13 protein-coding genes are annotated in these 11,393 nt (G+C 40.4%); 3 read left to right on the top strand and 10 right to left on the bottom strand.

Features of this window, described 5'->3' with window-relative positions:
* Window positions 1-206 precede the first annotated feature (206 nt).
* Together VHE99_11255 and VHE99_11250 are read right to left on the bottom strand one after the other, a co-directional pair.
* Window positions 207-515 carry a hypothetical protein gene (locus tag VHE99_11255; protein ID HVV69586.1) on the bottom strand — a complete coding sequence of 103 codons (309 nt, stop codon included), beginning with the start codon at window positions 513-515 and terminating at the stop codon, window positions 207-209.
* A gap of 12 nt (window positions 516-527) precedes the next feature.
* Window positions 528-794, bottom strand: coding sequence for a hypothetical protein (locus tag VHE99_11250; GenBank protein HVV69585.1), 267 nt, complete (start codon window positions 792-794; stop codon window positions 528-530).
* 195 nt (window positions 795-989) lie between these two features.
* Here VHE99_11250 and VHE99_11245 point away from each other — a divergent pair, with 195 nt between their 5' ends.
* A complete protein-coding gene (locus tag VHE99_11245) occupies window positions 990-1,226 on the top strand; it encodes a hypothetical protein (GenBank protein HVV69584.1) in 237 nt (78 codons plus the stop codon).
* 232 nt (window positions 1,227-1,458) lie between these two features.
* Entirely contained in the window at window positions 1,459-2,460 is a 1,002-nt protein-coding gene (locus tag VHE99_11240) for a hypothetical protein (GenBank protein ID HVV69583.1), read from the top strand.
* Between the two features lie 384 nt (window positions 2,461-2,844).
* Here VHE99_11240 and VHE99_11235 read toward each other — a convergent pair whose 3' ends face one another.
* The 5 genes from VHE99_11235 to VHE99_11215 form a co-directional block, all read right to left on the bottom strand.
* Window positions 2,845-3,270 (bottom strand): hypothetical protein, encoded by a 426-nt coding sequence (locus VHE99_11235; protein HVV69582.1) that lies wholly within the window; start codon window positions 3,268-3,270, stop codon window positions 2,845-2,847.
* Window positions 3,267-4,157, bottom strand: coding sequence for a site-specific integrase (locus VHE99_11230; protein ID HVV69581.1), 891 nt, complete (start codon window positions 4,155-4,157; stop codon window positions 3,267-3,269). The genes VHE99_11235 and VHE99_11230 overlap by 4 nt, the downstream gene beginning before the upstream one ends.
* Window positions 4,141-4,407 carry a hypothetical protein gene (locus VHE99_11225; protein ID HVV69580.1) on the bottom strand — a complete coding sequence of 89 codons (267 nt, stop codon included), beginning with the start codon at window positions 4,405-4,407 and terminating at the stop codon, window positions 4,141-4,143. Before VHE99_11225 ends, VHE99_11230 begins: the two co-directional genes overlap by 17 nt.
* A 406-nt stretch (window positions 4,408-4,813) precedes the next feature.
* The gene (locus VHE99_11220; protein HVV69579.1) at window positions 4,814-7,171 is read right to left on the bottom strand and encodes a DUF927 domain-containing protein; all 2,358 of its coding nucleotides are present in this window, start codon (window positions 7,169-7,171) and stop codon (window positions 4,814-4,816) included.
* A gap of 341 nt (window positions 7,172-7,512) precedes the next feature.
* A complete protein-coding gene (locus tag VHE99_11215; GenBank protein ID HVV69578.1) occupies window positions 7,513-7,743 on the bottom strand; it encodes a helix-turn-helix domain-containing protein in 231 nt (76 codons plus the stop codon).
* 258 nt (window positions 7,744-8,001) lie between these two features.
* Between VHE99_11215 and VHE99_11210 the strand changes: the two genes are divergently transcribed.
* Window positions 8,002-8,649 (top strand): DUF3800 domain-containing protein, encoded by a 648-nt coding sequence (locus VHE99_11210; protein HVV69577.1) that lies wholly within the window; start codon window positions 8,002-8,004, stop codon window positions 8,647-8,649.
* Between the two features lie 164 nt (window positions 8,650-8,813).
* Here the strand turns inward: VHE99_11210 and VHE99_11205 are convergent, their stop codons facing one another.
* From VHE99_11205 to VHE99_11195, 3 genes are all read right to left on the bottom strand, one after another.
* Window positions 8,814-9,749 (bottom strand): DUF6387 family protein, encoded by a 936-nt coding sequence (locus tag VHE99_11205; protein HVV69576.1) that lies wholly within the window; start codon window positions 9,747-9,749, stop codon window positions 8,814-8,816.
* 22 nt (window positions 9,750-9,771) lie between these two features.
* Window positions 9,772-10,968, bottom strand: a complete 1,197-nt coding sequence (locus tag VHE99_11200) for a tyrosine-type recombinase/integrase (protein HVV69575.1) — start codon at window positions 10,966-10,968, stop codon at window positions 9,772-9,774.
* 314 nt (window positions 10,969-11,282) lie between these two features.
* A partial coding sequence (locus tag VHE99_11195) for a transposase (GenBank protein ID HVV69574.1) occupies window positions 11,283-11,393 on the bottom strand: 111 nt, incomplete at its 5' end.

Raw genomic sequence — 11,393 nt, 5'->3', positions numbered from 1 at the left:
GTGTGTCTGATTCTCTTGCTTCTGATTGAAGCTCGCCTGCTTCGATATGCCTATGCGCCGAAACGCCGTCACCTCGTAAGCAGTGGCCGCCATCATACCGCCCAATGTTTAACATCGCTTGGTATGTAGCAACCAGATAGACGAATACATCATAACCAAAATACCAATAATATCAACCCTTGGACATTCATTCTTACTTATAGAAACTAATGTCCAAGAAACACAATGCTTGATACTACTAAGCCAATGATAACTCCTATTAATAATGTTCCACCAAAACAAAGTTGGGCGGAAAAAAACTCCTGCCGTTCTAGTAAGCTGGTGATCTCATCCATGTGCACCTTTAAAGCAGCTATACGTTCGTTTAAGGAAGAAATGCGCTTCCAAACGGGATTATTCGACCGACAATCTTCCCTAATAATATTGTCATGGACAATATCCCCTACCAGATGCTTGAGATCATCCGTCATTTTCTTTGCCTCAACAGCATTTTTTAATATGAATTTAACCGTCATTACTTAGCTCCTTTAATGAGTGGGCCAAAATGGCTGTTCACGACCGGCGCGAACAATAGTCTCTAGCGCTGTTGTACTGCGATCAAAGGCATACTCAACGATTTCACCCAATAAATACAGGTAATCGCGGATAATTTCTGCAGGATACTCTATAAACCCTTCCTGCAAAGCGACCTGAACTAGGGCATTAGCTTTGGCCAAATTGTCGTTAATGGTTTCTAGGGAATTTATTTGTTGGTTTACGAAGGATGAAAAGTGATTTAGGCTATCGATAGCCATAATTGACCTCCTTAGAAGGTTGATTGTGGTTAGTGGCGCGTATGGTCTGCTCACCTGCGCGTCACGCTCTGGATTCCTGATTCCAATTAAATTTGAGGAATATCAAGAATACCAAGAACCTTAACAGCCTTGGTCTTGCTTGTCAAGAATATCAGAAGCATAGTATTCTTATGTTTTTCTGGAAGGATATGTCACTTGGATAAATCTCAATCAGTAGGCATCACTAAAAAAGTTAAACCCATCAAGAGAAGTTACTCTTTCATTCAAATTGACCTTGATAATATTGAGAAGATTAAAGACAGAGCACTGAATCGCAAACTAGTTTTAACTGACAGTCAGGTTGTGAGAATGGCTTTAATGATGCTTTCTTCCGCCAGTGAAAATGAATTAGAACAATTTGCTCAAAAAGCACCCAAGATACCCAGGCGGTAATGAGCTTACCTCATTTCAATGGCGAGGCTAAGGACGAAGCTAAGCTGTGAGCTCATGGGTAAGTCGCTTGTGATTCCTTCGTTACACTGAAGCACAAATAATTGCAGGAAAACTCTTAGCATAACATAAAGTATAATTATGCCAATTGATTGGGGTGTACGTCCATTATAAATGGAAATGTCAGAATAATAGAATCTCAATACTTTTTCCCCCAATAATTATTGGTACCATTATGGGCTTAATATTTCCCCCTATCTCACAAAAAGATATTGATAATATAAATAAATTTAAAGTGTATTTAAACTACTTAAAATGTATTAGTGATATATTTGATCAGGATAGATTTAAAACCGGCGAACACTTGATTGAAATTGTGCGATCAAGGTCATTTATTGGAATTCAAAAAAGAACAGAAAACAAAGATAAAATTCAATCAGTTTTAAGAAATGCATGGGCTACTGAAATGCAACTTTCATTTACTGCAGAATTTTCACAATTTTCATGCTCCATTCATTGGGGAATAATTCAATTATATTACTCTGTTTATTTATCATTGTCCGCATTATTCTTGTCTATGAACGATGTATCTCCAAATCACGATTTCGATACTCATAAGGTGGCTTTAAAAAAGATAAGTAATAAAATAAGGTCTTCTCCAGATTTATATCCATATCCATGGAATTTAACTTACAGTGGTGATCCAAAAGCGGATAGGAAAATTATCACTCTTAACAACTTAACTGATCCAGTTAATTTAGAATCAAGTCCTCTGTCTCGAAATAATGGGTCATTAATTCCATATGCTCGATTTCTAAAAACAACTCGTGAACGACAAATAGAAAATGAGAGGGGAATTTGGCTAAAAAAAGAAGGGAAAAATAAAAAAAATTTAACTAAACAAGCCAGACAAAAAATCATTAGTGAACTATATCCAACTACCATATTTGATTGTTTGTATAGACTGCGTATCAAAGCTAACTACAAGGATGTCGAAATTTTTTTAAATGGGGCTGACATTGAAGATTGGGCAGGTGAATTTAACTATTCCCTTATAAACATATCAAGGTGTACTCAAATGACAATTGAGCTTTTAATTATGCGGCATGTAGGCAAAGATGTTTATGAAAAATTTGTAAATGACTTTCAGAGATATTCTAAAATTTCCTATGATGCAGTCAAAAGAAGATGGGAATTATTAAGCTCTCTTTCTTACACCACACATTCTACAAATTAACAATACAGTTAAATTGATTAATAATTCCTTTGAGCATTTGTGCAATCCTAAAAATATAGATTTTTCCGTTAGAATTCCCGCAACTGCATTTTCAATTGGTTGCGCGGCGGATTGGTTACCACCGATTCGCCCCGTTGCGACCTGTAAGGTCATGGCTCGGACTGTTCACGCCATATCGATGTGAGTCATCGACAACTATGATTTTCGTTAGTGCTTATTTCCCTCCTTACTGTTAACTGGTTAATAAAGATAAAACTCCATTGATCTAAATAAATCATTAGATCACATCATTTTTCATACGACGGCTGATGAAACCAATCCCGAAGGATATTCACCTAGATTGATAACCGTAGCAGGTGATAATACGGAACGCGTTAAGGGGCGTTAATCCATCAATGGAGTCATTTTTACCGCATTTTTAGCCTTATTGGCAAGTCTTTCCGCACGTTTTCTAGCTTGATAAAGTTCTGACTGTAGTTGATCGATTCGCTTTTGGAGTGCGTCTGTTTTTATTTCGGAAGTATGGCGTATTTTTTCAGACGCCAAGAGATTTTTATAGGCTTCTCGGTAAACAGTTAATGCCATTTCTTGTTTTTGGATGATATCGTCCAGTTCCTTATTTTTTCTTTTTTCAAATTCAGCATACTCAGACTTCAAACTACCCTCCCTATTGTTTAGTTGCCAATTTCTATTTGCGAGTTCTTTTTCAGCATTTTTTGTGGCTACACGGGTTAAAAATTGGAAAACAAAATATCCAACGGGTATAAGAATAATAATCACCATAACGCTAGAAATAATCAGAGTAATCATCGTAAATAAACCTCTGTAATATCCGGCCTAAAATGGCCTAGCTCCTGGCTGATGATTGCCAAAGCATCTGGATATAAAAATCCGTTCTGCTGTAATTCAACCATACGCTGTTGTGCATAGCTATGGCGCAGCCCATGTGCACCATGTGACCAGCCTAATAATCTTTTACTGGCGGCAGAAAAACTGTTAGACCAGCCTTTGCCGCCACCGATATCATAATGTTGATAATAATGAATATGACGATCATTAATTCGTATAGGATTAGTTAAGCGCTTAGCTTCTAATTGATGGGCTAATTGTGTTGGAATTAATACCTCTCGAATTAACCCTCCCTTACCAACCACGGTATAGACCTCACCGCTTCTACCAATAAACCGCTGTGAAGACCATTGGCGGTGCTGGCTGGCTCTGCGTTCTTGCAACCTTTGCAAGGTCAGCAATTCATGGGCGCGCAATCCGGAAACTGTGGCTATTTGCGTTGCCAAGGAATACTTTTCTGTCTGTAACCTAGCGATAGCCTCCACCTGTTGTATCGTATAGGCACGGCTCTTTAAAATCTGAGTCAATTCTGACCGAATCACTGGCAGATTAATGCCTAAATGCAATTGGATGGCCTGACGTTCTTGATCTAACAGTTTTTGACCGACGCTTTGGCCACGCAGTTCTAAATATTTCTCAGCAGTTCTAACGTCCAATTGCTTTAAATCATTTAACCTGTTTTCTTGCAGCCATTTAGCTAATCGTGTCAATGCTTGGGTATAATTACGCGCCGTTCCCAAGCTATGAATTTTTTTATCATCGCGGTGAGTATGGCGTGCTTGGTTAATTTCCAATTTCTGCTTTACGGCATGTTCCGCTTGCTTTTTAGGATTACGAAAACTCGGCATGAGAACCTTCCTGGATTTCGGGTAATTGCACTAAGTAACGCTGTACGCTGGAATGACTGATTTTAATGCGCTTGTTAAGCCGTAACCAAAAAACCAATTCACGGTAACTGGCGCCCGCTTTGCGCAAAGCAACCAATTCTGCACGGCAGCGATTGAGGCGCGATTTTGCATACGCCTTGCGTTTGCGCAAACGTTTATAGCTGCGGACTTGTTCCAGTTCATGAGTAACATCAAATTGTGGCGTCATCATTGTTTCATCTCCTTGGCTGTAGACCAGCCCCGCTGTGTCTGCATGAGCATTTTTGCGAATCAGGCACAGCGGGGCGATTGAGTGGCTGATTTTTAATGTCGGCAGTTACAAGTTTTTCAGTTGCTATCAACTTTCTTGCCCTTCTTTAATTTTGCATGTCCTGCCTGTCTTTTTTGTCCAAGCCATCTAAGCATTTGAAATTACATTAATTTCATCGCTTTGATATTGGACAGATCAGTTTGATCCCATTGTCCAGTTTGTCCTTTAATTTGAAATGGACAAAAAGGACAACGGGTCATTTCCTAAATGTCCTCACTTGGCTCTTGCAAAATCATTAGCATTCAACTACTTAGCCAACAAGGACAAGCCGGACATTTCGGACAAGCATTTTGATAGAAGGATGGAATTACTCCCAAAGTTTGGCAGTAAATACATAACATCGGGCACGCCCAATTCCAGGTAACACTTCACGCCGATAAGCATTGTTATAAGCATCCGGCAGCAAACAACCTTCCGCCAATAAAATGCGTACTGCATTTCGGTAATCCAAACCCCCACAAATTTCATGCCGGAAAACCTGTGGCAAGACATAGTAAATCGTGCTCGTATTTCCTGGATCAGTTTTCTTGAAACCTGCTCTCTGTAACGTGCGGGAATTTTGTGAACCCAATTCACTAAAGCGAGATTCGCCATGTGATTCAAAGAAGCGACGTACTTGGGATAGCACTTGAGTATGCTCCTGGTTTTCGACACCACCACGGTAATTGATCCAATCACAAAAACATTGCTTCGCTGCACGACTGGCTTCTCCTTCATACCAACCAGTGATACCATAACTCGACGCCAACTCGCCGGCAGCAGCAATCAATGCAAAACGTTCGCACACGCGGTGCACTTGTCCACTGGCTTTTGGCGGCAGATTATCCGCCATGAATTGTCGGCATAGCTTTTTGATGGTGGTAGTTAGCGTAGCGATATCGGGAATTGCGGTCAGGGTCTCCAAAAATACTTGCGCCGCAATTCCATAATATTTTGTGGTGGCTTCCAATAGTTCTCTGCTGAAATCCGCGGCAGAACTTTGATCGTGTAGATTTTCAAAAATGCCTAATCCTTTGTTAGCATTTGCTGGAATATCTACTAAACGAACTTCTTGCCCTGCCTTAGCTTTTTTACCGGCTTCCTCCAAATGCTGAGCCAAGCCAATCTCACCAGCGGATAAAAACAACATCCGCCATTCCGCTCGCGATCTTGCCAAACCACTGCGAGCAGCACGGGCTTTGCCGTTACCATTAGCCAACATATAGGCTATTTCACCAGCCTCTTTTGCATCGACTTGCGCCAACTCATCCAGGACCAGCAAAGTATCTGAACGCAGAGCAGCCAAAGCTTCCAGCCCATTGGTAGTAGCGCGCCAACGGTGCATATAATCCGGCGCACCATAAATGGAAGCCGCCACTCGCAAGGCTGTGGTTTTGCCGCTACTGGATTCACCTACAAGATTTATGCCGCCGGATTCAGCGCCTGCGGGATACAACAACATGGCTGCAAAAGCACACGACACAGCTAATACTAGTCTGGAGTTGCCAGCACATAAGGAAGCTATCGTGCGTTGCCACTCTTCCAGGCTGCCTGACTGTTGGTAATCTTGAGTAGGATTCTCAGACTGATAAATCACCATCTCGGTTGTTTCACCAATAGTACGATGAGGAAAAACAAAGACAGGTGGATGCCATCCCGTGCGTTTTACACAACAGGCTCTCGCCTCTGGTTTACTGGTGACGATGTATTCAAATAGCAAATTCCGCGCCTTGATACCCGTGGCAATTTCTAATCCCAGGCGTAGCAATTCACCCCGCAACTCTTCACCACCACCCTTCAACATCTCCATCGGCATTGCCCAGGTATGCACGCGGCCATCGGCATCAGCGAATTCCAATAGTCTGCCCCAATTCTCCGAAAGCTTGTCTCGTGCTAGTGCTTTTATCTTCATGCTGGAGCAAATCCAACGCGGTTCCTCCTCAGCCCAATAAAAAACACCTTTGGTGTTGACGGTAAAAAATGCACTGCGATCTTCATTGGGCGGCTGTGTTTTAGTTTCTTGAGAAACTACTGACTTTTGTCTTTCGGATTCGGGTGGTGGCATTAAAGGCAGTGCAATTACATCTTGTAAAGTGGTACCGATATGTTCTGCTAACCAATCAATACAGTCTGCCTTGGGCGGCAGATTTAATTGCGCTATATCCACCCAATGTACCTTACAATCTAAAGCCTGCAGGTGCTGAGTAACTGCATTACCATATTGAATGCCTGCAATGTCATTATCTGGCCAGATAATGACGTTACGTCCTGTCAATGGCGACCAATCTGTAACTTGTACACTATCGACGCTACCTGATGTGGTCACGTTAATGCCTAATTTGGCCAAGTGGTCAGCACAGAATTCTCCCTCGACCACCCAAATTGTTGCAGGGTTTTGAATTAACTGCGGTAGCCGATAAAGTGGTTTACCTTGTTTAAATTCAGGCTCCTTCAAAATAAAATTACCTTTTTCATCACAGCTTAATGGTCGAATCCATTTCTCACTTGTCACAGGATGTTTTAGACGGATACGCCAATAAATCGTTTGGCCATCCACACTCTGATAAATATGCAACGCCTGTTTTTTAAATCCCTGACGTATCAACTTTTTTGTATAACGCTGGGCGGCAATTTGTTCTGGCCTAGGAAACTCGCGAGACCCATTGTTATTGAAAACCTCCGGCAATGATTCAGTTAATTTATTTGCTTATAAATTCACCATTTTCTATCCTCCAATGCTACTACTGCGTCTTTAAATGACAGATCATATCGTTGACAATGAAAAGCAATGATACTGTTCCCATGTACGCCACACCCAAAGCAACGAAAAATCCCCGAATTAAGGTTAATGCGAAGGCTAGGATGAGTGTCTCTGTGAAAGCAGCAATGGACACTCACCCACAATCTCGTTCCTGCCTTCAAAACGGGAAATTGTGACTGATAATAATCCTGTGGTTGTGGTAACCCGCTTCTGCTCCAGGTATAGTTTCGTGTTTTTAAATACTGGTTATTCGACATAAGCACCTCTCATAACTCTTGCTGGGTCACAGTGCGCTGTCTGATAAAGTTCTCCAAATCAGCGAAGCGATATTTTGCTGAGCGACCAACTTTGATATAAGGCAAGTTATAACGTTTCACGCTTGCCCAGACAGCCAAAGTGCAGGGGGATACCCGTAGATACTTGGCTGCTTCTTCGCGGGTTAACAGATCGGATGGTTTAAATAGTGTTGTAAATTCGATGTCTAACTTAGTTGACATAACTATCTCCTCGTAAAAAAATGAAATATTTTTGAAAACGTGGAGATGCTAGGGCAACTTTAAGCAAACAGTGAAGGACTGAAAAAAAAATTTTTTTACTCCTGAAAAATTTGAGCTTTATTTCTTTCTGGAATGATTTTAAGGCAAAATTTTTCCGATTTTTTTGACTAATTTCGAGTTAAAAAATTATAATAAAGATTATTTTGTGTTGTTTTTGTTGGTTGACCATTAATTAGATTATTATCTAGGTGAAACAATTTGATTATTTATTTAGATGAATCAGGTGATTTGGGGTTTGATTTTTCCCTTTCGCGCACCAGCCATTATTTGATAATGGCTTGCTTAGTTTGTAATACTCCGCAATCGGTTCAAGCTATGCAAAGGGCTGTTCGCTTAACCTTGAAGAATAAGCTAGCAGCCAGTTATGATGAAATTAAGGGTGGCAATACTTCATTGGCGGTTAAAAAATACTTTTATAACCATTTGACGAAAAATAATCACTGGGAAATTATATCTATTGCAGCCGATAAACGGGCATGGCTACGCCATCATGCCAAAGTGCCTGATACTGCAGCTAAAAATCTGTTTTATGACGAAATAGCCAAAAGGCTGTTATCTCAGATCAACCTACTGACCAATAACACGCCTATCCAATTGGTTGTAGATAAATCTAAGACTAAAAATGCTATAAAAGATTTTGATCTCTGTATTTCAACGGTAATGCGCTCATTTATTTCGGATAAGACCCCGTTTTCTATTTACCACCGACAGTCCTATGCAGACCCTGGTCTACAGGCAACGGATATGTTTGGTTGGGGGATTTATCGTAAGTACCAGCGAAATGACCTGGAATGGTATGAAGTTTTTAAGGAAAGGATCGCACTTGAGATGGAGTTCAAATTTTAGGCAAAAAAAAAGACGGACCCTATCATGTGATATTCTAAAGCCTCATCGCCTCAACTTATGGAAGGGGCTCCGCTTTAGCGCATGTAGGACTTACCCGTCAATGACATTATAGCACAAGCTGTACTATGGGTACAAATTGTACCCATAGTACAGTTTGGGTAGGGCTATGAAGTCTCCATTGTTACCGTTAGCATGCTCTCGCCATCTACTAATTCATTAACCTGCATTTCTAACAATTTCATAGTTTCGTGATTCATTAGATAGACTGCTTTCTTTTTGGTGGTCTTCAATTTACCTAAAGGATCTACTTCAGAGCCCAAAGCATAAGCATCTGTGTAAATGGCCTGCGCCATAACATATTGATTTATTTTGACTTTTTCCATTTGTGCCCAAAATATCAAGTCTAAATAAGGTAAAATCGCCGAATCAGACCAGCTTTTGAAATCAATCCCATTGAAATTCTTCTTTGAGGTAATACAGCCACGTCTTTTCCTCTCTTCGGCAAGCCAAGCGGCAAAATCTTGGTTAATCTGCTCATCACTAGCATTCAGTTCCACTCTGGCATATCCAAATTTATCTTTTAGTCCAGTTCGTATATCACTCTCAAAATCGTCAAATGGCTGTGTTAGCCATGCTACTGCATCCTCACCAGGCTCATCTTCCACATAGCCTTCCTTCTTGTTTAATAGTACCCGCATCCTTTTATTTATTTCCGCTTGATTATCCTTATCATTAAGAACGTAGCTACCATACATTGTAAATCTTGTAATGGAATTAACACTACGAGATTGCTCCTTGCGTGCAGATTTTTCTTTATATAAAACGAAATGATGAATAAAGGGACTATATGCCGATAGCCTCAGTTTTAACTCCTCATCTTTAAACTGCTGATAGATTAATCCAGAACTTTTAATGACTTCCCAATAGGAGCGAATATGCTCGGGAACAACTTTAAAATATTTTAGACAATACCTGATAAAGAAACGCGCCATTAATTCGTCATACCATTCACTCTCACCAAATTCATTGGTTTTGTTGTAATTCTCCAGCTTATACCATGCAGGCAATTGATTTACTGATTTAATAATTGTTTCTGTCATATTCTAGAACTCCTTTTTGTTTTTATTCAATTTTTTGCGGCTCATTAACTATTATAGGTTTAATTCCCGCTGCCTGAAATATGGCTTTGGTGGCTTTATTGACTGACGCCCGTACCGGGTCTAGATCAAGCCGCGCATAAACTGCTGTTGCTTGAGGGGATTTGTGGTTAAGGGATTTTCCAATGATAGCCAATGATGCACCCGTTCTAGCTTGCCAACTGCCCAGGGTACGACGCAAATCATGAATACGAAGGTTGGAAATACCCGCTTTTTCAAGAATGCGCTCCCATCCTCTTTTCGGTTCCACTAAATGTCCGGCACGACTGTCAGTAGGAAAAACGTACTCATTTGTCGCTGATGCTTGGCGTTGCTGTAAAATAACTATAGCTTCGGGAGTTAAAGTAACGATTTGAGGCGTTTTATTTTTCGTATGCGGTATGTACCACTCGCCTCGGGTCAAATCAACCTGCTCCCATTTCATCGTTAGTAAATTTGTCCGTCTAGCACCGGTTAATAGCGACAAAATAAAATAATCCCGAATAGTATCGTTAGGCTCTTCAGCCAAAGCGGAAAAAAATCGAGGTAATTCATCCGCTTGCAAAAAGCGGTCTCGGGTTTGCTCTCGAAATTTTTTAATTCCTAATGCGGGATTTATCTTATCCCATAAACCAAATTCTATAGCCTTATTGAACATTACACTCAGTAACGCTAATAGTCTATTAGCGGCATAATGCCCATTTTCTCGCCCGATATCTTGATGAAGTCTTTGTATATCACTCTTACTAATACTAGAAAGCTTTCTTTTTTTCCAAGGAACCAAATAACGCTGAAATTGCATTTGATCGACTTGCCAAGAACTTTTATGTAACTTTGCATATCTGTCTAAATATTCGACAAACAATGCTTCTAAGGATATTTCAGCCCTATCTGCGCGTCGCTTATCATTAGGATTTTCTCCTTTTGCAATTGCTGCATTAATTTCTATTGCTTTACGCCGTGCTTGTTCAATACTTAGATCAGGATAGCGCCCCAAGGTTACTCTTTCTGGTTTACTATTTACCCACCGGTAAATAATAAAAGACTTAGTACCAGTGCTGGTGATGCTAATGCCCAAACCGCGCATTTTAGTGTCATAATAATAAGATCGCTTCCCAATTGCAGGAAGAGCAAGAGAATCCAGTACCGCCTTCGTGAAATTAATTTTATTTTGCTCAGCCATAATATTTCCGTCCGTTGCAGTGCTATGCTGGTGCTATGTTAGAGGTGAAATCTAGTAGATTTTTGTATCATCATATTAACAATATATTATTGATAGTATATTGATTTGTAAAGAATTATTAACTGTGGTGTAATAGGGTAGAGTATAAACAAAAGAGACTGTTAATCATTGGGTCACAGGTTCGAGTCCTGTTCGGGGAGCCAGTTGATTCAATGGCTTACGAAGGGACGTTTGATTACACGCCATCAGCATATCTTCATGTTTTTTTGTTTTTCAAAAATAAGTGGGTCTTTCCCAATTTAGGGGGCACTTCATCAACCACATAACACTCTAACTCGTAATCGGTAGTTTTCAAAATTTTTAAATCCATACGCACGTCTTTGAATCAACTTCATCTTGCGATGGAACCCTTCTGTTATTCCATT

The sequence above is a fragment of the Gammaproteobacteria bacterium genome, from assembly GCA_035546635.1.
Taxonomy (GTDB): domain Bacteria; phylum Pseudomonadota; class Gammaproteobacteria; order JAURND01; family JAURND01; genus DASZWJ01.
Note: the sequence above shows the minus strand (reverse complement) of the source record. Positions and strands in the feature narration are given on the sequence as shown.

What these genes read in the sequence shown, in the direction of transcription:
- VHE99_11255 (HVV69586.1), bottom strand. Translation starts at nt 515, where the DNA reads ATGACGGTTAAATTCATATTAAAAAATGCTGTTGAGGCAAAGAAAATG.
- VHE99_11250 (HVV69585.1), bottom strand. Translation starts at nt 794, where the DNA reads ATGGCTATCGATAGCCTAAATCACTTTTCATCCTTCGTAAACCAACAA.
- VHE99_11240 (HVV69583.1), top strand. Translation starts at nt 1,459, where the DNA reads ATGGGCTTAATATTTCCCCCTATCTCACAAAAAGATATTGATAATATA.
- VHE99_11235 (HVV69582.1), bottom strand. Translation starts at nt 3,270, where the DNA reads ATGATTACTCTGATTATTTCTAGCGTTATGGTGATTATTATTCTTATA.
- VHE99_11230 (HVV69581.1), bottom strand. Translation starts at nt 4,157, where the DNA reads ATGCCGAGTTTTCGTAATCCTAAAAAGCAAGCGGAACATGCCGTAAAG.
- VHE99_11225 (HVV69580.1), bottom strand. Translation starts at nt 4,407, where the DNA reads ATGATGACGCCACAATTTGATGTTACTCATGAACTGGAACAAGTCCGC.
- VHE99_11215 (HVV69578.1), bottom strand. Translation starts at nt 7,743, where the DNA reads ATGTCAACTAAGTTAGACATCGAATTTACAACACTATTTAAACCATCC.
- VHE99_11205 (HVV69576.1), bottom strand. Translation starts at nt 9,749, where the DNA reads ATGACAGAAACAATTATTAAATCAGTAAATCAATTGCCTGCATGGTAT.
- VHE99_11200 (HVV69575.1), bottom strand. Translation starts at nt 10,968, where the DNA reads ATGGCTGAGCAAAATAAAATTAATTTCACGAAGGCGGTACTGGATTCT.